23 protein-coding genes are annotated in these 23,848 nt (G+C 42.2%); 9 read left to right on the top strand and 14 right to left on the bottom strand.

Annotated features, from left to right (window positions below; translation table 11 throughout):
* Nucleotides 1–54 precede the first annotated feature (54 nt).
* The 3 genes from AC1DO4_RS00220 (at nt 55) to AC1DO4_RS00210 (ending at nt 2,444) form a co-directional block, all read left to right on the top strand.
* Nucleotides 55–1,254 carry a hypothetical protein gene (locus AC1DO4_RS00220; protein WP_477411829.1) on the top strand — a complete coding sequence of 400 codons (1,200 nt, stop codon included), beginning with the start codon at nt 55–57 and terminating at the stop codon, nt 1,252–1,254.
* Between the two features lie 62 nt (nt 1,255–1,316).
* The gene (locus AC1DO4_RS00215; RefSeq protein WP_477411827.1) at nt 1,317–1,889 is read left to right on the top strand and encodes a hypothetical protein; all 573 of its coding nucleotides are present in this window, start codon (nt 1,317–1,319) and stop codon (nt 1,887–1,889) included.
* 93 nt (nt 1,890–1,982) lie between these two features.
* A complete protein-coding gene (locus AC1DO4_RS00210) occupies nt 1,983–2,444 on the top strand; it encodes a hypothetical protein (RefSeq protein ID WP_477411825.1) in 462 nt (153 codons plus the stop codon).
* Between the two features lie 72 nt (nt 2,445–2,516).
* Here the strand turns inward: AC1DO4_RS00210 and AC1DO4_RS00205 are convergent, their stop codons facing one another.
* From AC1DO4_RS00205 to AC1DO4_RS00165, 9 genes are all read right to left on the bottom strand, one after another.
* A complete protein-coding gene (locus tag AC1DO4_RS00205) occupies nt 2,517–3,170 on the bottom strand; it encodes a lysophospholipid acyltransferase family protein (RefSeq protein WP_477411823.1) in 654 nt (217 codons plus the stop codon).
* Entirely contained in the window at nt 3,167–3,916 is a 750-nt protein-coding gene (locus AC1DO4_RS00200; protein ID WP_477411821.1) for an alpha/beta fold hydrolase, read from the bottom strand. Before AC1DO4_RS00200 ends, AC1DO4_RS00205 begins: the two co-directional genes overlap by 4 nt.
* Before the next feature lie 76 nt (nt 3,917–3,992).
* Nucleotides 3,993–4,394 (bottom strand): holo-ACP synthase, encoded by a 402-nt coding sequence (locus AC1DO4_RS00195; RefSeq protein ID WP_477411819.1) that lies wholly within the window; start codon nt 4,392–4,394, stop codon nt 3,993–3,995.
* Complete coding sequence (locus AC1DO4_RS00190) at nt 4,384–5,196, bottom strand: enoyl-ACP reductase FabI (RefSeq protein ID WP_477411817.1); 813 nt, start codon at nt 5,194–5,196, stop codon at nt 4,384–4,386. The genes AC1DO4_RS00195 and AC1DO4_RS00190 overlap by 11 nt, the downstream gene beginning before the upstream one ends.
* Nucleotides 5,193–6,539 carry a beta-ketoacyl-[acyl-carrier-protein] synthase family protein gene (locus AC1DO4_RS00185; protein ID WP_477411815.1) on the bottom strand — a complete coding sequence of 449 codons (1,347 nt, stop codon included), beginning with the start codon at nt 6,537–6,539 and terminating at the stop codon, nt 5,193–5,195. The genes AC1DO4_RS00190 and AC1DO4_RS00185 overlap by 4 nt, the downstream gene beginning before the upstream one ends.
* A gap of 1 nt (nt 6,540) precedes the next feature.
* On the bottom strand, nt 6,541–6,801 hold the full coding sequence (locus AC1DO4_RS00180) for an acyl carrier protein (protein ID WP_477411813.1): 261 nt from the start codon (nt 6,799–6,801) through the stop codon (nt 6,541–6,543).
* Between the two features lie 17 nt (nt 6,802–6,818).
* Nucleotides 6,819–7,394 (bottom strand): hypothetical protein, encoded by a 576-nt coding sequence (locus AC1DO4_RS00175; RefSeq protein ID WP_477411811.1) that lies wholly within the window; start codon nt 7,392–7,394, stop codon nt 6,819–6,821.
* A complete protein-coding gene (locus AC1DO4_RS00170; protein ID WP_477411809.1) occupies nt 7,378–8,100 on the bottom strand; it encodes an SDR family oxidoreductase in 723 nt (240 codons plus the stop codon). The genes AC1DO4_RS00175 and AC1DO4_RS00170 overlap by 17 nt, the downstream gene beginning before the upstream one ends.
* A gap of 428 nt (nt 8,101–8,528) precedes the next feature.
* Nucleotides 8,529–10,010 carry a tetratricopeptide repeat protein gene (locus AC1DO4_RS00165; protein WP_477411807.1) on the bottom strand — a complete coding sequence of 494 codons (1,482 nt, stop codon included), beginning with the start codon at nt 10,008–10,010 and terminating at the stop codon, nt 8,529–8,531.
* Between the two features lie 457 nt (nt 10,011–10,467).
* Here AC1DO4_RS00165 and AC1DO4_RS00160 point away from each other — a divergent pair, with 457 nt between their 5' ends.
* The gene (locus AC1DO4_RS00160; protein WP_477405769.1) at nt 10,468–11,154 is read left to right on the top strand and encodes a DUF6345 domain-containing protein; all 687 of its coding nucleotides are present in this window, start codon (nt 10,468–10,470) and stop codon (nt 11,152–11,154) included.
* 24 nt (nt 11,155–11,178) lie between these two features.
* The gene (locus AC1DO4_RS00155) at nt 11,179–12,252 is read left to right on the top strand and encodes a hypothetical protein (RefSeq protein ID WP_477411805.1); all 1,074 of its coding nucleotides are present in this window, start codon (nt 11,179–11,181) and stop codon (nt 12,250–12,252) included.
* A 306-nt stretch (nt 12,253–12,558) separates the two neighbouring features.
* Here AC1DO4_RS00155 and AC1DO4_RS00150 read toward each other — a convergent pair whose 3' ends face one another.
* Nucleotides 12,559–13,506 carry a LysR family transcriptional regulator gene (locus tag AC1DO4_RS00150; RefSeq protein WP_477411803.1) on the bottom strand — a complete coding sequence of 316 codons (948 nt, stop codon included), beginning with the start codon at nt 13,504–13,506 and terminating at the stop codon, nt 12,559–12,561.
* Between the two features lie 91 nt (nt 13,507–13,597).
* Between AC1DO4_RS00150 and AC1DO4_RS00145 the strand changes: the two genes are divergently transcribed.
* The 4 genes from AC1DO4_RS00145 (at nt 13,598) to AC1DO4_RS00130 (ending at nt 20,165) form a co-directional block, all read left to right on the top strand.
* A complete protein-coding gene (locus tag AC1DO4_RS00145) occupies nt 13,598–14,998 on the top strand; it encodes a TolC family protein (RefSeq protein WP_477411801.1) in 1,401 nt (466 codons plus the stop codon).
* Nucleotides 14,999–15,017: 19 nt separating this feature from the next.
* Nucleotides 15,018–18,266 carry an efflux RND transporter permease subunit gene (locus AC1DO4_RS00140; RefSeq protein ID WP_477411799.1) on the top strand — a complete coding sequence of 1,083 codons (3,249 nt, stop codon included), beginning with the start codon at nt 15,018–15,020 and terminating at the stop codon, nt 18,264–18,266.
* On the top strand, nt 18,259–19,386 hold the full coding sequence (locus AC1DO4_RS00135) for an efflux RND transporter periplasmic adaptor subunit (RefSeq protein ID WP_477411797.1): 1,128 nt from the start codon (nt 18,259–18,261) through the stop codon (nt 19,384–19,386). The genes AC1DO4_RS00140 and AC1DO4_RS00135 overlap by 8 nt, the downstream gene beginning before the upstream one ends.
* A 77-nt stretch (nt 19,387–19,463) precedes the next feature.
* Nucleotides 19,464–20,165 carry a head GIN domain-containing protein gene (locus tag AC1DO4_RS00130; protein ID WP_477411795.1) on the top strand — a complete coding sequence of 234 codons (702 nt, stop codon included), beginning with the start codon at nt 19,464–19,466 and terminating at the stop codon, nt 20,163–20,165.
* Between the two features lie 89 nt (nt 20,166–20,254).
* Here AC1DO4_RS00130 and AC1DO4_RS00125 read toward each other — a convergent pair whose 3' ends face one another.
* The 4 genes from AC1DO4_RS00125 to AC1DO4_RS00110 form a co-directional block, all read right to left on the bottom strand.
* Nucleotides 20,255–21,685, bottom strand: a complete 1,431-nt coding sequence (locus tag AC1DO4_RS00125) for a serine hydrolase domain-containing protein (RefSeq protein WP_477411793.1) — start codon at nt 21,683–21,685, stop codon at nt 20,255–20,257.
* 60 nt (nt 21,686–21,745) lie between these two features.
* On the bottom strand, nt 21,746–22,672 hold the full coding sequence (locus AC1DO4_RS00120) for an aspartate carbamoyltransferase catalytic subunit (protein ID WP_090467170.1): 927 nt from the start codon (nt 22,670–22,672) through the stop codon (nt 21,746–21,748).
* 83 nt (nt 22,673–22,755) lie between these two features.
* Complete coding sequence (gene pyrR / locus AC1DO4_RS00115; RefSeq protein WP_477402551.1) at nt 22,756–23,304, bottom strand: bifunctional pyr operon transcriptional regulator/uracil phosphoribosyltransferase PyrR; 549 nt, start codon at nt 23,302–23,304, stop codon at nt 22,756–22,758.
* Nucleotides 23,305–23,407: 103 nt separating this feature from the next.
* A complete protein-coding gene (locus tag AC1DO4_RS00110; RefSeq protein ID WP_477411791.1) occupies nt 23,408–23,800 on the bottom strand; it encodes an ACT domain-containing protein in 393 nt (130 codons plus the stop codon).
* Nucleotides 23,801–23,848 lie beyond the last annotated feature (48 nt).

The following is a 23,848-nucleotide window of genomic DNA, read 5'->3' as shown; positions in this document are numbered from 1 at the left end:
ACAGGGGCAAATCCCCAAAAGCCTTACGTAGGGGAAAACTAAAGCAATTCAAACATGAGTACGTTCTTAGATTTACAAAATGGTTGGTATAATGGATTCTCACAAGGCTTGGGACAAAGCTCGGATTCCTTCCAAATCATTCAGCCAGCGCCACCTATCGCAAGTGGCTCTGCAGCAAACAGTATATTCTGGGCATATTACAATAATATCCCACCTTTTTCTTTAACACAGCAGTTTGCAGCAAGCGGTGGTAATCAATTCTACAACGATTACAGAGGTTTACTGTCTGCCCTGGTTCCTTCAAGAGAAATAAATGTTAAGGAGGATATCGGTGCAGCCAATTATGCAAAATGGCAAGCCTACGTTTTAAGGCTCCCTACGCTTCCCAGTATGAATCAAATCCCTACTATGTTTAGAAACTGGGCTATGTTTTATGCACCAAGCGTTGCCAATATCGGTTCTTCTGATTATGCCGCTATTTTATTAGATCCTATTGCTACTGCTCAAAACGAACTGGCTTTAATTTATACAGATGCACAAGGACTTCCAATAAATTTCGATTGGCAGCTTAGTTATACCGATATGGTAAACCAGTTAAACAGTAGTCCTCAAAGAGCATTCTCGTTTAACAGCAACTCCATGAATTCTAATGTAAGCAATTCATGGACAGGCGGTTCCGATTCAGGATTCTTTGGACTTTGGGGAGGCAGCAGCTCTACGTCTTCAATCAGTGAGCAATTTGCCGCAAGTAATGTAACAGTTAATGCATCATTCGACAATGTATTGGTTTTTGCTAATACACCTGGCGCCTGGTACTACTCATCTGCAATGGGGCTGGCCTATGCTAACCAAAGCGGAAACCCATGGAGCCCGGGCTCATCTATCAATTGGAATAATACTTTTGGTACCAACGGAAACATGCAGCGTTTTGGCGCCAACGTAATTGTTGCTTCTGGTATGTCGGTAACAATAACTTCTGACGCTTCCTATTCTACATTGGATCAGCAGACTATTACATCAAGCGGATCTGCCGGATTCTGGCCATTCTATTGCGGCAGCAGCGGCAGCTCATCAACCAATACAGCAACCTTTAATGAGAAGGGTAATTTGCAAATTACCACATCAAGCATACAAGGTGTGCCTATTGTGCTGGGTGTTAACGTACTATCTGCAGGAGAATTTGTTGGGCACTCATCAGCGCCTGCAATTGCTCTTTATGCCTCAGCAAAAAATTTCGAAGAGGTGAATGCATAATTTCTTTTGAAGGCTGGCTAAAAACCAGCCTTCATTTTTAGGTTGATTATTATATACCGCTAATGATGACAAACATAAATCTTCCTTGCGACAGCATTACAGCAATTACAGACGCGTGGTACAACCAATTGGCCGGCAGCCTGAACTTGTCGATCAATAATTTTCAGCTGATACAACCTCTTGCCATACCAAAAGATGATGAAGGCCTTTGGGCTTATTTTAATACCGTTCCCCCGCCAACTTTAAAATATAATTACTGGTTATATAACCAGCCCAGCTTTTTTAGCCAATATGCAGCCGTAATAAATCAGCTGGCATTTCCTGACAGTACCTTTAGAAAAGACATCGGTGCTGCTAATTATGCAAGATGGACTGTTTATTTAAAGAGTTTATCGCCCCAGCCACCTGCCAATACATTACCAACTGTGTGGTTTCAATGGGCTATGATAAATGCGCCGTCTGTAGCTAACATAGGGCGTACCGACCTCTCCTATCAGTTGCTTATTAACAGCGGTCAGGCAGCTTTAAAACCCTATGAAGGGTCAAATGCAAAACCGGTTGATTATTCACCTTCTTTTTCTTATTTAACATYAACACTACGGACATCGGCACCCGCAAATTTCTCATTTAACTGATTAAACGATAATCCCAATGTATCAAAGTCATGGATACCCGGTTATGACCCTAATTTTTTTGGATTATGGACCGGGAGTTGGTGCGGCTTACATTTGAATAAAAAGTTTGCACTAAGCACCATTTCTATTACAGTAAGTTTCGCCCATTTTTGTGTTGTGCCCATAACACCCGGTGCATGGTATAACTCGGGATTGCTTCATCTTGCATTGGTGTCCAAAACGACTCCCCCATGGACAACGCCCGTTAACTGGGACAAATTTTTTGGCAGCGATGGAACGTTTAATTATGCTATTGGATCTGTGCTGGCTGTGGATGGAATTACGCTTAACCTTACTTCGGATGCTGACTTTACCGCCGATGAGCAAATATTAATTAAAGCAATGGTTGAAATGGGTTATTGGCCTCTTTACAGCCTTCAACAATCTTCTATTATAACCAACAACATTTCCTTTGAATCCGGAAAAATGACCATCCAGGTTCAATCTGCCCCTGGTAATCCTGTTTTAATAGGTAATAATGTTTTTGGTATAAACCAATACTTAGGTGGCAGTTAAATTGTAACAGCGGGATGCCGTCAACGTACCTGGGGCCAGGCAATAACATAATGCGATTGCGGTTATATCCTGTTAGTTTTCCTCGTCGGTAAAACGTATATTTTGCTTAATTGATTGAAGGTGGTGCTGGTTAATTTGTTGTTTCAATGTATCAAAGTCGAAGTTGTGATTTGTACCGCAATCCAGCATATTGAAATATACCGAGGGACTTATACTTTCAAAGTATTCGATAATATTGCTGGTCCATATGATCTGGCAGTTCCCTTTAATTAACGGGATTATTTCGGCAATACCCTCCTGGAACTTAATCGACCGGATATGACAGCTTTCCAGGTTTCCCTGCGGAAAAAACAGCAGCAGGTTACCCGGTTCGGCCAGCTGTTCGGCAGCATATGCAAAACTTTCCCTGATGGACTTTTTACCCGGCTCAACAGAAAAACTACCGCAATACCTAAGCCAGCGGTTCTTTTGCATCTGCTTTTTTAACGACATGATGTATAAACGCTTCATTTGCCCCTGCTTTAAAATTACCTTCCAGGCTAAATAGAAGCCTAAAAAACCATCGCCAAAGCCGAAGTGATTACATAATAAAATATAGGAATGGCCTGGCTTAATTTCAATTGGGTTAATAACCAGTTTATTTAAACGCGATTTTAAAACCCTTTCAACCAGGTACCCGGCAATGTTCAATAAAAAAAGGGGCAGTGGTTTTGATTTAATGATCATAACAACAGGCCTCCTAAAACTGCAGCAAAACGTTTATTAATTATTTCGTGGCTTTCATCCATATCTATTATTTCCGCGTTTTTTATCCCGGCTAAAAAAGCTTTCCCGATAGCAAGCGGGTACTTTTTATCACGCTTCCCAAAAATAAAAATGCTCCGTATAGCATATTCGTTAAGTAACCTGGTCAACTTAGCTTCATCGGTTATTAAAAACCGCAAATAAGTAAAGCATGCGTACATGTTAAACCTTAACTCTTCTGTTTCAATTTCTTTTAACAAAATATTATAGCCTTCGGCATCCATAAGGCCAACTCTTTTGCAGGTAACCAACAGGTTTACCATCGCGTTTTTACTTAAAACTATTTTCTCTAAAATTTTATTCCCGGCCGCATTCCTGCTAAAAAAACTAACCAGGCTACCCGGTTTAATAGACGATGGCGCCGCAACAATGTATTCGTTGATCAAAGACGGAAGTTCTTCAACAATCGCTGTTGCATAATGCGATCCCATGGAATAACCTATTACCGAAAACCGGTCTATCTGCTGGGCTTTGCAAAAGGAAACTATTAAATCAGCCAGTTGTTTTTTGGCAAGCCCGGTTTTTACAGCAGCTAAACTGTTATCCTTCAATTTGGTTTCCTTATGAAAGAAAAGGTCAAATCCCCAAAAGGTATATTTATTGCTAAGTTCGGGCGCTAAAGCTAAAAATTGTTTGCCATGCATACCAAAACCATGAAAACACAGCATATGCGCTTCCCCTGTCCCAAATTTATAATAATGGAGATCTACTAAGTCGGTTTGATAGTAATGTGAGGTCAATGGCTTAAGCTATTTTATCAATTAATGCCAAAGCCCAGGCGTAGTCACCATCATGCGATATGGTAAGACTTACCTGGTAACATTTAAGATTAGGTTGTAAAACCACATGCGGGCGACCGGAAGCTTTTGTCCGGATAATTTCTATTTTTTTCCAGCTTAAAGGCGACGGATCAATTTGCTTAACCGCCTTGTAAACGGCCTCTTTGGCTGCCCAGGTAGATGCGTAACGGAGAATTGAATCGCTAAAACTATCGCAGTAGTCCATCTCGGCAGCGGTATAAACTTTATTTTTAAACAGGTCGGTTAAAGAGTTTTTAAAATCGGCTAAGCATACCAGGTCGTTACCTACTGCAAATCGCTGCAGGGCTGTTAATTCCTTCACCGATGATTCTAATTTATGCTCCATCTACAGGTATTGCCATAATATTAAACCCGCCGTCAACAAAATGAATATTGCCGGTTACCTTTTTTGAAAGATCTGAAAAGTAATACAGTGCTGTATCCCCAACATCCCCGGCATCAATATTGCCCAACGGAGCCGTAATTTTTCCTAATTTCCTGATCTTGCGAATCCCGTTTATGCCTCCGGCAGACGATGTCATGACCAAGCCGGCCGAAATCGCGTTCACCCTCACCTGCTTATTCCTGAAATAACTGGCCAGATATAATACAATGGTTTCAAGGGCCGCTTTGTTGATGGCCATACCCGCATATTCGGGGAATACCCTGCTTCCGGCATTGTAAGTAAGTGTTAGGATAGATGCATTTTTTTGCAGCAGGTTTTCGGCCACCCGCGCTATCCTTAACAGCGAATAGGCGCTGATATTGAAGGAATCCATCAGGTCTTCAAACGGGATATCTATATATGATGGTGCGGGCTCTTTGCTGCCTGGCAGGGAAGAACACATCACTTTTTGATTGCCAAAAGCTACGGCGTGCAATATATAGTCAATGGGCCCCAATTCCTGGTATACAAAGTTTAAAAACGCTGTAATTTCGTCTTCATTCCTTACATCTACCTGTTTGGCAAAGCGGGTATCAATATTTAGCCTTTCCATCAGGTAAAGTACATCGTCTTTAGTATCCTCAACATAGCTAAGCGCAAGCTTACAACCAGATTGATTTAGTTTTAAGGCAACATCATAAGCAATGGAGCTATCGTTCCTTACACCAAATATTACGGCTACTTTATTGTTGTTACTAATCATATTTTATGCTTCGATACTTTTAAAGCACTATTTGTGCCGCCAAATCCGTAATTAAGGCAAACAACACTATTAATCTCTTTTGAAAAACTTTTTTGCGGCAACAGGTTCCGGTAAGCTTCCAGTGGTTTGGTGGGGCCTGTCCATTGGCTTGTTTTTTGGTAGCCTTCCAGTTCGGGGTTAAGTTGTACCGAATTTAAGCATGGCAAAACTTTCTGCTCTTTAAGCATCAGCAAAGCCGTAATAAACTCAACCGCTCCGGCTGCGCCAAGCATGTGCCCAAATTGCGATTTTGGCGCCGAAATATGGTAGCCGTCCTCGCCTAAAACATCTACTACGCTCAACAGTTCAATGGCATCTCCTGCCGGTGTAGAAGTACCGTGTACCTTTACAACATCCGGTTTACCATCCGACTCAGCAAGCAAACCCTTCCATAAGCGTTTCTGGCCGGCAAGGGATGGGAAAAACATATCGCCGTCACCATCAGAGTTATTAAAATAATCATCAATAACACCTAATATTTCGGCTCCCCTGGCAATAGCCTGCTCGTACTCTTCAAGCGCTACAATGCCTGCACCAAATGAGCATACAAACCCGTTCCTGTTTATATCAAAAGGGCGGGAACTTTCTTCGGGACCAAAGCCTTTGCTTAATACCTGCATACCATCAAAACCAATAAAGGTTTCTAACGATGTACCTTCAATCCCGCCGGCAATAACCCGGTCCTGTAAACCAAATTTGATTAACCGGTAGGCATAACCTATATTGCCAAGCCCGGTTGCACAGGCCGATCCGATAGCTTCACAAACACCTTTATTTTTTATCAGTATGGATACATTGGCAGCCTCGCGAAAAACCATGGTACGGTCAACAGTGTGCCCGCCGCTTAATCGCGTTTTTTTACCCAATTCATAAAAATTATGCCAGGCGTTCCGTAATATCACGTTACCGGCTCCACCAGAGCCTATAACCACACCGGTTTGTTCTGATTGGGTTTCTATGTCCGACCATCCTGCCATTTTTATGGCATCTAAAGTAGCCAGCATCGCCCAGATACTCCCAACATCCGCAGTGGCTAAATTGGCGGGAGGTATCCTGTCCAAAGTATCAACATAGGTTTCCGGGTAGTTTGCGGCTAATGATGAATAGATCACATCAATATTCATCTCCTGTTCTGTTATATAACCAGATACCGACGACCGGATATTTTTGCCATGGGCCAGGGCCTGGTCCCATGAACGGATCAGGCTTTGGTCTGCAAATATTTTCCGGCTAAAATCATCCAGATTTTCACAGGCAGGGAAAGCTCCGCCCATTCCTACAACCGCTACTTTCCTGCCTTTCATATTAGTCTTTTTCTTTTGATTTCAATATCAGGTTAACAATATCTTTAACCTGCGACCCTAAATCATCAATATCATCATCTTCAAACTCAACATCAAACTTCTGCTCGGTTTTAGCCACAATATTTATCATCTCGGTTGATGGTGTGTTCAGGTCTTTTATAAAATCAGTTTCTTCTGTGATGCCCACCAATTTATCCGGATTTATTGTTCTTACGGTTTTAAGTATCTCTACCAAACCATCAATAATTTCTTGTCTTTCCATTAATATTTTAATTGCTGTTAAATTAATTCTTTTTTAATTGATCTTCCTGTTATGTCATTAAATTCGGCAATAAGGGTAAAACCTTCTCCTATATCATATGCCAGTAAACGTTCTTCGGTAAAATCCTCAAAATGCTTATCCAGGTCAATACCCTCGGGGCATTTATAGATCCTTCCATCGCAAACTATCTGCCTGAATTTATAAAATTTTATATTCCCGATACTTATAAATGTATCGCCCTTTTCTAAATACCCTATAAAATTCACCTGGCCAATGCTCAAAAACCTGGGCATGAATTTTTTGGATAACTCTGCCGGAGTTGAGGCTAATTTCTGGCATTCTAAAAATACACTGCATGAACCGGAAGTGGCCTGCGCAAATGCTTCTATCTGGTCAACCCCTCTAAAAATATTGAAATGGTCTTCCACATCCCGGTCATTCGGCGTATAACTTGCAACAATACCTACATTTGGCGAATGCCAATGATAGTTGTCAACCAGCAACTTTGTTGGTCCGTGGTTAACCAGTACATCTTTCGGGTCCGACTCACTTAAATTGTGTATCAATACTCCCTGATCATAATAACCCGCCATTAATATGTATGTTAGTTCCGTTTATATAAGATGCTTTGTCTGAAACAAGAAAAGCCACCACTTCTGCCACCTCGTTTACGCTGCCAAAGCGGTTAGCCGGTATCGATGTTAAGAATTTTTGCTTTTCAGCTTCCGGGATCCGGTCAGTCATATCTGTTTCAATAAAACCCGGCGAAATGCTGAGTATTCTTATTGCATGCTCTTCATTAAGCGCTGCCACTTCTTTAGCCAGCGATTTTGAAAACGCTACCAAACCGGCTTTGGTAGCCGCATAAACTGCCTGGAACGCATTGCCTGTTTCGCCAACAACAGAGCTTACATTGATAATTACACCCCTTTTTTTTAACGTGAAAATTTTCATTGCAGCCTTGCAGATCATGACAGGGGCCTTAAGATTTACCTGCAGAATCCTGTCAATATCGTTTTCGGGCTGGTAAATTAAAGATTTGTCTAACGTTATGCCCGCGTTATTAATTACAGCTACCAGGGTATCCCCATGCTCTTTTTTTAAGCGGGTGCAAAACTCATTAAGCTCCTGCCGGTCGCTCAAATCGGCACAAAGTAAATGGGTTCCGGGCTCAATATGGGTAAAACTTTCTTTGCGGGTAGCATGTAATATTAAAGTATATTCTTTTGAAAGTATTCTTGATATTGCCAGGCCCAAACCCCTGCTTGCTCCGGTTATCAATATCTTTTTTTCAACCATTTGGTAAACGATTTTTTACGTATCAATTAAAAGTTATTTCGGTAGATGTATTTTCAATATTGCATTACGTTAACCAATGGATGATTAAATCAACATAAACCAAATTGTGGTTCGGAACAATAACTTACCAATACATTATTATACTTAACAGTGAAATCGCTTTTTAAATTAAATTAAAACTTTTACCATAGCGATGGCTTTCAAACCCATCGCTATTTGCCAATATGCTGGCCAAACAGTTTCATTTAATAGATTTTTCTGGCGTTTGACCCCTTAAACATTTTAAAAGCGATTTACCTGTATTATACTCAACAGTGAATCTGTATTTCAAATGTAAGTTTTAAATTGCAATTCTATAAACAGTTTGGCCCCATTTACCATTAAATAATAACCGGTACTGCTATAAATATGTACAATATTAGCAGGTATTAATGATTTATCCTGTTAAGGCCTTCTTTTGCCTGGGTATCTATGCTGTTTTGATATTCATGGTTCTTCATCTGCAAGGCCTGGTTGTAATAGTCGGCAGCTTTTTTATAATCCTTTTTTTGTTCGTAAATAACACCGGAGAATAATGCCGAATTGGCCGCATAATAATAGGTTTCTTTTTTGCCGATGTTAATGGCCCTTTGATAGTTGGTTAAAGCATCATTGAAAACATTCATACGGTCATATGTACGCCCAAACCTGTAATAAAGCTCAATTTTATCCCTTATGTTTTTAAGATCATTTACCTGTTTTGATTTTAACTGTACCAATGCATTGTTATAATAGCCCCCATCAAAATACAACCTTGCTTTTAAAAGCTCAAGATCGGGTTTAACATCATTGGCTTCCTTTAAAGCCTGTTTGTCCTTTTCGTCGGTGGGGTATCCTTTGGTACGCGTCAGCTTTATATAATTATTATAATTGTTTAAATCATTCCTTAAAAGATAATAGTAGGCCAATTTTTGATAGGAGTCTTTAATATAATTGATCCCCCTGGTTTCTTTTAAAAACTTTAATAAGTAAACATTGGCATCAGTATCCATTCGGCATAATTTTGCATTACCCAACAAATAACTTATTGCCGGCAATGCAGGATACTGGGCTGATTTTGGTGCGTTTTGAAGGTAATTAATAGCCTCGTCGTTATGCCCGGTTTTGTAGGCAACATAGCCTTGCAAATAAGCTTTCAACAGGCTTTTATCAGCCATCCCATCTAATAACTGCGCCAGGCGCGCATAGTTGTTCCTGCTGTGCAATACATCTATATCAGTAAAGCAGAGCAAAAAAACAGCCTCATCGTTATAATAACTATATGGCGAGCCTGCTATCTGGGTTCTGAATTTTTCCAGCTGTTTGTACCCGCTTGCAATATCCCCCCGAATGCCAAAAAAATTCGCTATCCCTCTTAAGTTCGATGGAATGGCTCCAAAAATCACATCCAGTAAAGCCAGGCTTTTTTGGTTGGGTAAAAAATCTTTGTATTTCTTGTTGTTTTCATTCAGCAGGTTTTTAGCCTTGTTTAAATCCAGGGTAGAGGCGGTGTAATCGCCAAACTTGGCTTTTAACATTCCCCATTGAAGATAGATCTCGGCCTGGGCAAATAAATAATAAGGGGAATTTTCATCGTTATCTTTTATGGCATCAATCCTGTCCGACTTCAGGTCTTTTAATTTTTCATATTCACTTTTATTTTCTGAAGTAAGCAGGTGCAAATAATCGGCGTAATTATCAAGCAGAACAGTAATGCCATTTTGAGGATTTCTTGATTTTTCGTCCTGGATATATTTTTTAGCATCATTAAATTTTAACTCATATATGGCTTTATAAGCCGCGATTGAATTGTTATTGAATACAAAATTCGCCTTTACAGACAATTGAAAACCTAATAAGAACGATAGTAGTAAAACAGATTTATAAAACATTTTAAAAAGATAACGATCAGCTTTAAGCTTTGTTTACGATTCAATATAGATTGGCCTCAAAGCTATAGGTTTAAATGCAGTTTTAAGCTTTATTGTTTATTTTTTGTCTTATACCGAATAACTTTCGATACAATCAGTTGAAGAAAAATATCATAAAATAGTTTTGCAAAAGTGTAAAAAAACAACTCCCACGAGGTTGGCGTAGCCTGACTTGTAGAAGGTCATTGGTTTAAGCTTCCGGCTTAATTCAGCTCTTTGAAGGGTATTATTCCGTAAGCCATCCTCCAAACATAGCGTAATACTACTCGCCCGAAATCAGTAGTAATACTAAGACTATTGCCTGCAGCCACCTATAACTTTACAACAAGGAAGCAAGCCGAAAATCCTGCAACAAAAAAGAGTAAGCACCCGGGGAGCCGAAAACGGGACAAATAGATTAGGCACAAACTAAACCTAAATGAAAAAGTTAATTTTTATGACAGCCGCTATGCTCATAATTGCGGCCAACAGTTTAAATGCGGCCGACCGTAGTGAAGGCGGATACGCCGGAACACGCGACCAGGGACATGATGAGGTGGTTTACAATTTTTTGAAGCACTTCAGTTATGAACAGTATTATTATGCGTACGATTTTCAATTCATCAGCAACAACAACGCCCGGGTTGATGCTATGGACTTTTCAATATTTGCCGGTCATGGTAATCAATGGTACATCGCCACTACATCGGGTGGGGTAAGCTTTCCATCTGCCGGTACAACGTCCGCCAAAGGATATGGTGACTGGAACTGCGAGTTTCTTGCCTTTGAATCGTGCGATGTAGTGCCCAGTCCTATTGAACAGGCCGACTGGTACACCAACTGGACGCAGGATGGGGGGATATTTGATGGCCTGCACCAGGCATGCGGTTTCAGAACGCTGTCATGGCAATCAACAGACCAGGATGTTACAGATTATTATGGCGGCGCCATTCATGCAGGTTACGCGGTTTGGCAGTCATGGTTTGATGCTATTAACAACGAAGCCCGGTCTGACGAAAAGGGTGCCTGTGTTATGAACCCTACCTGTGAGTTTGATACCCACGCCTCCTTTGCACCAGACCCCTCACCTAACGATAACAGTTTAAAGGTATGGTACCAATACTAATATTTAAAAAATAAAAAACTTATCATGAAAAATTTATTCAATATAACAAAAGCAACCCTGTTTACTGTTATTGTACTAACGGTTGCAGCCTGCCACGGGGTTGATAAATCTGAACCGGGCAAAAATAAGATCAGCTACGGTCCGGGTGCTACTTTTCCCGACTATGAAAAAATACCGTTGAACACCTACACAACAGATGAGGCCAAACTGGATGAAGGCGCTGCGCAGAAAATATTAACCCAATCACTGGAATACGCGGGTGCGGCAGGTAAATTTAATTTGAAGGAACCTGTTAGAGAAGGCGGTATGCTTTGGTATAAAAACCCGGCAGATCCATCGGCCATGTTGAACATTAATTTAGATAACGGCGATATCGCACTGAGTACCGGAATGCGCGCCTATGCCGGTAACGAATCGACAAAGGATCTTTTAAAGAAAGATGCGGCGGCGGCAATGGCTTTAACCCATTTAAGAAAACTATCCCTTACCGGCAATACCAAGGATGAGTATGTAATGGCACATGTTGGCGGGCTAAACGTGGGTGTACATGATAACAATGGTAAGAACACGGTTTTTGAAAAATTCACCACCGTAAGGTTCGACAGAAAATTTGGCGACATCCCTGTGGAAGGCCACTCCAGGATCATCATTCAAATGGCCGAAGGTGGTAAATTAACCGGCCTTACCCGGCATTGGGCCTCCTTTAAGGGCAGCAGGGTGCAGCCAGAGGCTATGGTTGTTACAGACGATTTAAAAAGATCGTTTGAAAAGCACATCCTGAGCGAAAATACAGACGCTATCAGCATCACTGTTAAAAAAATAAGCCTGGTGTATTTTGACCAGGGTCATGGTTTAATAGAACCCGCCCTGCGTGCCGAATGCGAAACTGTTTATAAAACCAGCAAAACAGATACTACCACCAGGGTTTTCCCTTATGATATTATCGAACCTATTTTAAAAGATCCGCGCCAAACGTATTCATTTATGCATGATAAGGCCCGTGCACCAAAAAATACAACCGACGATGGTAAAAACGAGCAACCAATTCCAAGAGGTAAAGACGAGGGCCGGCGAGATACAACCCGCTATAATCAATAATAAAACTTAATAAAACCCTATAAAACTTAATAAAACTTAAACTTTATTACATAAAACCCTGCCGGTTGATTTCCAGGCAGGGTTTATTGTTTTGATAGATTTCATTAATGTTTTTAAAAGTCGTCCCTTTCAAATACAAAACAGATAGATGTACGACAACCTGTGTCGTACATGTATTAAAAAAATATTAAAGTAATAAATTGATTATTAATTACTTATATGAGAAATTTATTTATTTCCGGATTTTTATGCACAGGTGTTCCACTTTTGAAACGGAACACCTTAAGCTTTCCGCTTATGCCGGTATTAAATCACTTCTGCCATCGGTGCCAAAACCTTTTCTTCACCCTTCCCTATCATTCCGTTTATCGAAAAATGCATTTTTAAACACTCTAAAAAGTTTTGGATGGCTGGTGTTTGCTTGCAGGTAGCGGCATACCAGGCCCGTTTTGCAATGCTGTGATGCAATGGTTTTGTAACAATATTGCGACCAGCAAGGTATGGTTTCACAATCCAGTCGGCCATAACGCTGATGCCGAGGCCCGCGTTCACCATCTCGATGGTGGCATCGGTGTAGTGGATCCGGTGCAAAGTTTTGGGCTTTACCTGCTGCGCCTGGATTAACGATTCTATCACCGGGGTGTCCTGGTATGAGGGATCATAGAGCGGTAAAATCAGCTCCTCATCCTGGAAATCGGTAACGTGAATTACGTCTTTTTTTGCCAATGGATGGTCCTTACAAATGATGGCCACCAGGTGGTCTTCGAAGATATGCTCGTACGTTATTTTAGGGTTGATCATCTGCGTACGCACGATGCCAATGTCCAGTTCGCCGCGCATCAAATACTCCAGCGGGCGTCGCGTTGCATCAGATAAAATGTGGATATTGATATCAGGCCAGCGGTTTTTGTAATATTTGATGATGCCTGGCAGCCAGTGGTAAGCCGTATAACATTGCATGCTGATGGTGAGTTTTCCGGTCTTCCCGTTCTTGTAATTCTGGATATCTTCCTCCAGCGAATTGATCTCCGCAAGGATCTTTTCGGCACTCCGCAGGAAGCGGTAACCATGCTCAGAAAGGTGTAGTTTTTTCCCCTGCCGATGGAAAACCTCGATGTCCATTTCGCGTTCCAATTCTTTCAATTGATGGCTCAGTGCCGACTGTGTAAGGTGCAAAGTTGAGGCCGCTTTGGTGAGCGATCCTTCCTTTGAAATGGTATCAACCAAACGGAAATGATGCAGCGCGATATTCATATATTAGTTTTTCTAATGATTATGACAAAATTAATTCATTTTCCTAATATATGCTATACCTCTACATTTGCCGTGTACAAAATACACCACAATGTTACAAATACCTTCAAAACGATTACTTCTGTTTTTAGGTGTTTTTTATGTCATCCAGGCTCAGGCTCAGCAAAAGGTTCTCAATATTAAAGATGCTGAACAAATGGCGCTCGCTAATTACGGTACCATTAAGTCGAAAGCAAACCAGCTAAACGCTGCGAAGGCATACTTAAAAGAAACACGTACAGAATATTTACCAGATGTAAGCATCTCGGCCCAACAGGACTACGGAACCGCTAATGGCCAAAATGGCCCTTTATTTGGTTATCATGGTTTATCAGTCGCGTCATCAGGCCCTGCACTACCTAAGCAGAACTGGAACTCGGCATTCGGCTCTCTTTACCTCAGCAACGTAAGCTGGGATTTTTTCAGCTTTGGCAAAGCCAAAGAGAAAGTAAAAGTGCAGCGCTCTGTAGTAACCCGCGAAGAAAGTGACCTTTCGCAGGAACAGTTTCAGCACCAGATACGCGTAGCAAGTACCTACCTTAATTTATTGGCAGCCCAGCAACTGGCAAAGGCCCAGCAGGATAACCTTAACCGTGCAATTGAGCTGCAAAAAGTAGTGACCGCCCGTGTAAAGAACGGTCTTAACGCAGGTGTTGATTCATCTTTAGCAAATGCCGAAGTATCAAACGCCCGGATAGCTTTAACCAATACGGAGCAAACCGTACAGGAGCAAAGCAACCAGCTTTCTATCTATTTAGGCGTTCCGGCACAGGAGTTTTTGTTAGATAGTGCTTTTATTACCAAAGCCCCGGCTAATCTTGCCGCACAAAGCGCCGTTGCAGCTACCGATCATCCCTCATTGCGCTATTTCCAGAATCGTATTGGTGTAAGCGACGAGCAGGCAAAATATTTAAAAACCTTTGCTTATCCCACCTTTAGTCTCTTCGGTGTTTACCAGGGCCGGGGATCGGGTTTTAATTATGATTATGGCTCCAACCAAAACAGCTTTAGCAGCAGCTATGGCGCCGGTGCCGATCCAACCCGCTATAACTACCTGTTTGGCGTGGCAATGGTATGGAATTTTACTACCCTGTTCAGAACGCATTACCAGGTGCAGTCGCAAAAATACACTTCGGCCCAATTCAAAAACGATTACGACCTGGTAGCCCAGCAATTACAGGCCCAGCAGGTATTAGCCGAAACCCGCATCAGCAACGCGCTTAAAAATTACCGGGAAGTACCGGTTGAAGTTAAAGCCGCCAGTGATGCCTATATACAAAAGTATGCCTTGTATAAAAACGGGCTATCAAACATTGTTGATTTTACGCAGGCTCTTTACACACTTAACCGTGCCGAAATTGACAAGTATATAGCATCAAACAACGTATGGCAGGCACTGCTTTACAAAGCTGCCGCTACCGGCGACTTTGGCTTATTTATAAATAATTTTTAATTACAGATACACATATATAATGGGAATGATAAAAGGGGCGCTTCAAAAACCAATTACCATATTGGTTATAGTAGCCGGGTTGTTTTTTTTCGGGATAAATGCGGTACGTACCATCAAGATCGATATTTTCCCTGATCTTAACCTGCCGGTTATCTATGTATCTCATCCTTACGGCGGTTTTACCCCAAACCAGATGGAGGCTTACTTTGGTAAGCAATATGTTAACCTGCTGCTGTTTGTTTCGGGCGTTAAAAGTATCGAAACAAAAAACATACAGGGTTTAACATTAATAAAAGTTACTTTTTACGAGGGAACCAATATGGCCCAGGCCGCGGCCGAAGTCACGAGTTATACTAACCGTGCCCAGGCTAACTTTCCGCCTGGGTCGCAGCCGCCTTTTATTTTAAGGTTTGATGCTTCCACGTTACCGGTTGGGCAACTGGTACTAAGCAGCCCCAAACGTAATAATAATGAATTGCTGGATTATGCGCTGGTATATGTAAGGTCGTCCTTTACATCAATACCCGGTTTGGTTGCCCCTGCCCCATTTGGTGGCAATCAGCGTACCGTAGTTATAAAGGTTGATCCGGGTTTGCTGCGTTCGCACAATTTAACCCCCGATCAGATTGTGACTGCCCTGCGCGAAAACAACCTAAATACCCCTGCCGGTAACGTACGCATTGGCGATTATAATTACCTTACCCCTTCCAACACCACCATTAAGGAGATCAAAGATTTTGGTGATATCCCGCTGTATAAAAACGGGATTCAAACGGTGTTTATGCACGATGTAGCCAGTGTTGAAGATGGCGCCGATATAACAAACGGTTACGCCCTCATTAATGGCAAGCGTTCGGTTTACCTGCCTATTACCAAATCGGCTACAGCATCTACATGGGATGTGGTACAAAATCTTAAAAAAGCCCTACCGCGTTTCCAGGCTTTACTGCCGCCGGATGTTAAGCTGTCCTTCGTGTTTGATCAATCGGTATATGTAATAAACGCGGTTAAAAGCCTGGCCGAGGAAGGAGCCATAGGCGCGGTACTTACAGGCTTAATGGTGTTACTATTCCTGGGCGACAGGCGCGGCGCGTTAATTGTAATATTAACCATCCCAACCTGTATCATATCTGCCATATTCTTTTTGGCCTTATTTCATCAAACCATTAACATCATGACACTGAGCGGCCTTGCGCTGGCCATCGGCATCCTGGTAGATGAATCAACGGTAACCATCGAGAATATTCACCAGCATTTTGATATGGGCAAACCCAAAGCGTTAGCCATATGGGATGCCTGTAAGGAGATAGCCTTTCCAAAATTGCTTATCCTGTTTTGTATCCTGGCAGTATTTGCACCTGCCTTTACCATGACCGGGATACCCGGCGCGTTATTCCTGCCGTTGGCTTTGGCTATTGGCTTCTCCATGATCATATCATACTTTCTGGCCCAAACCTTTGTACCTATCATGGCCAACTGGATAATGGTGAACAAACATGAAGACCATAGTCATCCTGATGGTTTTGCCCTGGAAGACGAAGGGGAGCCATGGGAGCAAAAGGAAAAAGCTATGAAAATAGCCCTTGAACATCACGGCGAAAAAGCAACCCGGTTTGATAAGTTCAGGGACAGCTTTATGCACCTGATGGACCGCATGCTGCCTTACCGGAAATTATTGGTAACCGGATATGTTATTTCGGCAGTCGGACTTGCTTTTTTACTCTTCAACATTATTGGCCGCGATGTATTGCCTAAAATTAACACGGGCACTTTCCAGGTACGATTGCGCGCCCCCGATGGTACGCGATTGGAACGTACTGAAATTATTGCGGTTAAAGCTCAGCACATTTTGGCCACGCTTGTAGGTAAAAACCATATTGCTATAACCTCCACCTTTGTAGGTTCGCACCCGTCGTCGTTTTCAACAAATCCTATTTATTTGTTTATGGCGGGGCCGCAGGAGGCTGTGATGCAGATTAGTTTAACAGAAGATTATAAAGTACCCAACCTGGATAATCTGAAAGAAAGATTCAGAATCGCGATTCACAAAGAACTGCCCGGCATCAAGCTTTCTTTTGAGCCGATAGAACTTACCGATAAAATTTTAAGCCAGGGATCGCCAACACCTATTGAAATTGCACTATCGGGCAAAAACAAAAAACAAAACCAGGAGTTTGCCTTTAAAATACTGGATAAATTAAAAGACATCAAATATTTACGCGACGCGCAGATAGCTCAATCATTCAATTATCCGTCTATAGATATCAACATCGACAGGCAACGGGCTGCTCAGCTGGGCGTTGGTTTAAATGACATTTCCCGTTCGCTTGTAGCATCCACTTCCTCATCAAGGTTTACCGAAAAAAATGTATGGCTTGATCAAAAGATAGGTTTAAGCTACCAGGTACAGGTGCAGATTCCGGAGTATCAAATGTCGAGCCTGAACGATGTACGCGAGATCCCGGTACTGAGTAACCAGGCCAGGCCGGTACTAAGTGATGTTGCCGATATTAAAACAGGAATAACCAATGGCGAAAATGATAATATCGGGGCCATACCTACACTATCGGTAACAGCCAACCTGTTTAACAAAGATTTGGGTACCGCAACAACCGATGTGCAAAAAGCAATCAACTCGTTAGGCATGCCACCCCGTGGTTTAACTGTGGAATTACGTGGCATGAGCCAGACCTTAACTGCTACGCTGGATAGCCTGCAATCGGGTTTAATAGTGGCTATTTTGGTTATCTTCCTGATGCTGGCGGCCAACTTCCAATCGTTCAAAATGTCATTAGTTGTATTGTCAACGGTACCGGCGGTATTGTTTGGTTCATTACTACTGGTTAAAGTTACAGGCGCTACGCTTAACCTCCAATCGTATATGGGCATGATCATGTCGGTAGGTGTATCCATATCAAACGCGGTACTGCTGATAACCAATGCCGAAGAGTTGCGCAGACACAATGGCGATGCCTTAAAATCGGCCCGTGAAGCTGTTGCTTTACGCTTACGCCCCATATTAATGACCAGCCTGGCCATGATTGTGGGTATGATCCCGATGGCATCAGGCCTGGGTGAAGGTGGCGACCAGACATCACCGCTTGGCCGCGCCGTTATTGGTGGTTTAATAGCCTCTACCTTTGCAGCCTTGTTAATACTACCTTTGGTTTTTGCCTGGGTACAAGGCAATGCCAGCACCCAATCTGTATCATTAGACCCTGAAGATAAAGAAAGTAAATTTTATGTCCCTTTGCATCATCATGAATAAATTTAAAAATACATCAATACTAATCCTTGTGGGGTTAGCTATTACTATAAGCTCATTGAGCTCATGCCAGTCGGGCGCCAAAGAAAAAGAGCAGCCAACCGAAGAGGAGCAACAGGAACAGGCGGTTGAAACACCATCGGTTGATCTTGTGCCGGTAACCAAAGGCAAACTGAGCAACACTATTGCTATCCCGGGCGAGCTGATTCCTTACCAGCAGGTTGACCTGTATGCAAAGGTTAACAGCTATGTAAAAAAAATACTGGTTGACATAGGATCGGAAGTGCATGCCGGACAATTACTGGTAGTATTGGAAGCACCGGAGATCAACTCGCAGCTGGCAGGTGCCCAATCGCGCATTAAGCAATACCAGGCTGTTTATTATGCCAGTAAAGCCACTTATGACAGGTTGCTAAACACCAGCAAAACCCCAGGTACCATTTCGCTTAACGACCTGGAACAGGCCGAGGCCAGGAAAAATGCCGATATGGCAAATGTCGAATCGGCTAAATCGGCATTGAAAGAAGTATCGGCTAATTTGGCTTACCTCCAGATCAGGGCGCCTTTTGATGGCGTTATCACCAGCCGTAATGTAAACCTTGGCGCCTATGTTGGTCCCGGAGGTAAAGGATCCGATCCGTTGTTTACCTTGCAGGATCAAAAAAGACTGCGCTTAGTGGTATCAATACCAGAAAACTACACCGGCTCATTAAGTAACAAAAGCGAAGTGAATTTTACTGTGAAAGCATTGCCAAACCAAAAATTCACCGCCAATGTAAAACGTATGGCCGGCGCGCTTGATGAAAAATTAAGAGCCGAACGCCTGGAGATGGATGTTTACAATAAAGACAAAAAACTGCTGCCGCATATGTTTGCCGAAGTTAATGTACCCCTGCTAGCGGGCGACAGTACTTTTGTTGTACCCAAAACAGCTGTAGTAACCTCAACCGAAAAGGTGTTTGTAGTAAAGGTGGCAAATCACAAAGCAAAATGGGTTAATGTAAAAAAAGGCCTTACCTCGGGCGATATGATAGAGATCTATGGCGACCTTAAACCCGATGAAAAACTGGTAAAAATTGCCAGTGATGAGATCAGGGACGGATCTACAGTAAAGGATAAATAGAGATAGGTGGCAGGCTAAAAATAAAAACCTTGCAACGTTTTGTTGGAACGTGCGTCATATAAAGAAACAAAGTGATCATGAAAAAACTTAGCTTCTCTTTGATGGCAGTACTGCTGCTAACAGTTTCAATGGCTTTTAATACATCCGCGCAAACGGTTACCAGGAATGTTTCGGGTTATACCGGTATTAGTTGCGGCGGGCCATTTAATGTGTTTATAAAGGTAGACGGAACGGAAAGCATAAAACTTGATGTTGATGCCAATGTAGTTAACGATATAAAAACCGAAGTTGAAAACGGAGTTCTTAAAGTTGAATTTAAAGATCATTGGCGTAACCATCGCAATATTAAACGTGCCAATATTTATATCACTGCAAAAACATTAAAATATCTTGGCAACAGCGGATCGGGTAATGCCACGGTGGATGGTGTAATGAGCGCCCAAAACGCGAAGGTAGCCTTAAGCGGATCGGGAAACATCAAAACGGCTGTTAAATCCAGCACGCTTGACTTAAGCATCAGTGGATCGGGTTCAATTGATATTAAAGGAAGCACCAGCATGGCCGATGTACATATTGCAGGCTCTGGTGAGGTGAACGGGAAATACTTAAAAACAGAAACCGTTGAAGCCAGGATTTCAGGCTCGGGCAGCATAAATATCATTGCCGATAAAACCGTTTCAGCCAGCATTTCCGGCTCGGGCAGCGTACTATATTCCGGCAATGCTACAACCGGAAGTACACACTATGCAGGGTCTGGAAGAGTAAGTAAGGTTGACTAAAAGATATAACTTGTTTTAAAACATGAAAGGACTGCTTAATCAAGCGGTCCTTTTTTATGAATGTTTAAATTGATGACCGGTGCTGTTTCCTACTGCAACTTTCTTAAAAGATTTATGCCCACACTATCTGCATTATCGCCGCAATTGGATAGCACCACTACAGCCAGGTTTTTCTCTTTATTAAAAGCTAAAAATGTGCTGCTTCCAAAGGTGCCGCCATTATGAAAAATATATTCAACCCCATTTACAGTGATGATATGCCAGGCCAGGCCAAGTTTGGCATCTTTTTTAAAGGTTACCTGATGTGTTAATTCCAACGCTTTGCCCAGCTTGTTGCCTACTGGCACCATATTGGCTTTTGCATAGATCAACAAGTCGTTCAATGATGAATGCAATGCCCCGCAGGGAGCAAGCGCCTCAAAATCCCATGCAGGGGTAACATTTCCTTCGCTGTTATAAACAGTGGCGAAACGGGTCTGCAAGGCAGGGCTTAAATGCTGTGCGGTGCTTTTCATGCCTAAAGGCTTGCAGATAACATCTGCCACCAGTTGGTCGTAGCTTTTACCGCTTATCTGCATTAAAATATTCCCCAATAAACCAACCGCCAAATTGGAGTATGCATAATGCTCACCCGGAACACTGTTTAGCTTACAGGTTTTAAGGTAAGCAAACAGCAGCTTTTTATCATATAATTTATATGGATTCAGCTGATCTGTAGCCGGGCTCAGGTTATCCGGTATCCGTGAAAGGCCCGAAGTATGGTTGCTCAAAGTAAGTAAAGTTACATTTTTAAGCGCCTGGTTGGCAGCAACAGAATCGGGCAGATATTTGGTTACAGGGTCTGTTAGTTTTACTTTTCCCTCGTTTACATAATAAGCCAGGATGGCTGAAGTGAATGTTTTAGTAATAGATCCTATTTCGAACAGGGTATTGGCATCAGGCAATTTACCATTGCCTTTAGTGGTTTCGCCATAGCCATAGTTGGTTATCTTGCCATCCTTTAAAACACCGATACTTAAGCCGGCAGTATTTGCTTTCTGAATATATGCCCTCGCTGCCGAATCTACTTTTTTATCCATAGCAGTAAGCATTTTATTTGAGGTAGCTGCATTTCCAATTCTTTCGGCATTAGCTTCTTTAAAAGGTTGAAAAAGCAGCATATCCATCTTGTCGCTTTGATCAATGCTCAGTAAAAGCTGGAGGGTTACACCACCAAATATCAGCTTATAAGTAGCTACTTTATTGTTAACAAAGCTGATGAGTGATGAACCCTTTATTTCGCCCAGCGGGAAAACCTGCTGTGTGGCAACGGTTTTAAAAGCATCCTGGCTTAACTGCTTCTTAAAACCTTCACCGGCAAGTGAGTATAGTGAATCGGCTTGCTTATCGTTAAAATAGGTTTTAACTAAGGCAAATACTGAATCGGTTTTGCGTTGCTGAAGGCTTTGGGCAGAGGCTACAGATGAAATTGCAATACAAATGGCTATAAAGCTTAATTTGAAAAGGTGTTTGAATTTCATCTGCAATGTTTTTTTAATTTGTAATCCTGAAACTATTTCGGCAGATAATTATTACCGTATTCAAGGCGTTTGCCCGGCCAGCAGGTACAGTACAGCCATCCTTACAGCCACACCGTTCTCTACCTGGTCTAATATAATCGATTGCTTGCTATCTGCCACGTCGCTGGTGATCTCCACGCCACGGTTTATAGGGCCGGGATGCATTACCGTGATCTCTTTATCCAATGAATCCAGGATGGTTTTATTCAACCCGAATAACATGGTGTATTCTCTTAGGGATGGAAAATATTTAATATCCTGGCGTTCCAGCTGGATACGCAGCATATTGGCAACATCGCACCAGTTAAGGGCTTTGATAAGGTTATGCTCTACCTTAACGCCTAAGGAGCCTATATACTTAGGGATAAGCGTAGTGGGGCCGCAAACCATTACTTCGGCACCTAATTGTTTCAAGCAAAGGATGTTTGAAAGAGCTACACGTGAGTGCAATATATCCCCCACTATAACTACTTTTTTCCCGGCCACATCACCATATTTTTCGCGGATAGAAAAGGCATCCAACAAGGCCTGTGTAGGATGCTCATGAGCGCCATCACCAGCATTTACTATCTGTGCTTTTACATGTTTAGACAGGAAGATGCCGGCACCGGCGTAGGGATGGCGCATCACCACCATATCCACTTTCATGGCCAGGATGTTGTTTACGGTATCAATCAGTGTTTCGCCCTTGCTAACCGATGATGAGGAAGCCGCAAAGTTCACCACATCTGCCGAAAGACGTTTCTCTGCCAATTCAAACGACAAACGGGTACGGGTGGAATTTTCAAAGAAAATATTGGCAATGGTTACGTCGCGCAAAGATGGCACCTTCTTGATCGGTCGGTTTAAAACGGATTTAAAAGTATCGGCCGTTTCAAATATCAGCTCAATATCTGCCCGGTTTAAATCTTTTATGCCTAATAAGTGCCTTGTGCTTAGTCCTGCCATTTCTTTTTGATTTCGGATTTTTTATCTCCGTTATTTTCTTCTATCCGTCATTGCGAGGTACGAAGCAATGACATTTTTTATAATTAGTCTTCTCTTTCTGATAACAGTACTATTTTATCTTCCCCATCTGTATCCTTCCAACTCACCACCACTTTTTGCGATGCGATAGAATCTACCTCAATTCCCACATAATCTGCGGCAACTGGGATATGTCTTGAATATCGCCTGTCAACCAAAGTTAATAGTTCTATTTTTTCCGGACGACCAAAGGCTTGCATCGCATCCATGGCTGCACGGATGGTGCGGCCTGTCCAGAGCACATCATCCATCATGATCACTTTTTTACCTTCTATAATAAAATCTATCTTGGTTTGATTTGGCACCAGCGGCGATCCTTGTCTGCGAAAATCGTCGCGATAAAATGTGATGTCAAGATCGCCCTGCATAATTGTTTTTCCGGGAAGGATCTTGCGAAGTTCTTCAGCAACCCGGCGTGCTAAATAAATGCCACGCGGCTGTATACCTATCAATACCGAACCTGAAAAATCGTTATGATTTTCAATTAACTGGCGACATAAACGTTGTATGGTAATCTGAAATTTTTGACCGTCGAGCAGCGTAAGATTTTGCATCGTATGGGTGGATTTGGGCAAAAATAGTAAATAGTTTTCAGTTTTAGGTGATGAGTTTTTAAACCCGGATTCAGCCTAAGCTAGCTAAAGCGCATTTATTTTTTTAACCTGCCAATTTCTTCAAAGCCAGCATCGCCTTATCCGCATCCTTCTTCGCAACAAAAATATGATCATGATAATAAGCTGCTACAACATTACAGCTAATATTTTCGGCTGCCAATGCATTGGCAAATGCGGCAGTAAGCCCGGTTGCAGCTAATGAGGAGTGAATGGTTAAAGTTATCCAGGCGGCAATGTATTCGTATTTTAAATCCAGTTGATCAGCAACTTCCTTTTTAAGAATGATGGTGATTGCTTCCTCTTCCCTGAAAAAACTTAAAATATCTTTGATATCAATAGTATTAATATCGGCTACTGTACAATAAACATAATCACCTTGGTTAAGTACAGGCGTCATGTTTTTTAGCAGGTTATTGAGGTTGGTTTCTCCGGGCATATCGTTGCAAATATAAGAAACCTCCCCTTTGAAGAGGACGGGAAAAGG

The sequence above is a fragment of the Mucilaginibacter sp. P5_A6 genome (assembly GCF_056400585.1).
The sequence above is the reverse complement of the archived record's forward strand: the minus strand, read 5'-3'. Positions and strand labels throughout refer to the sequence as shown.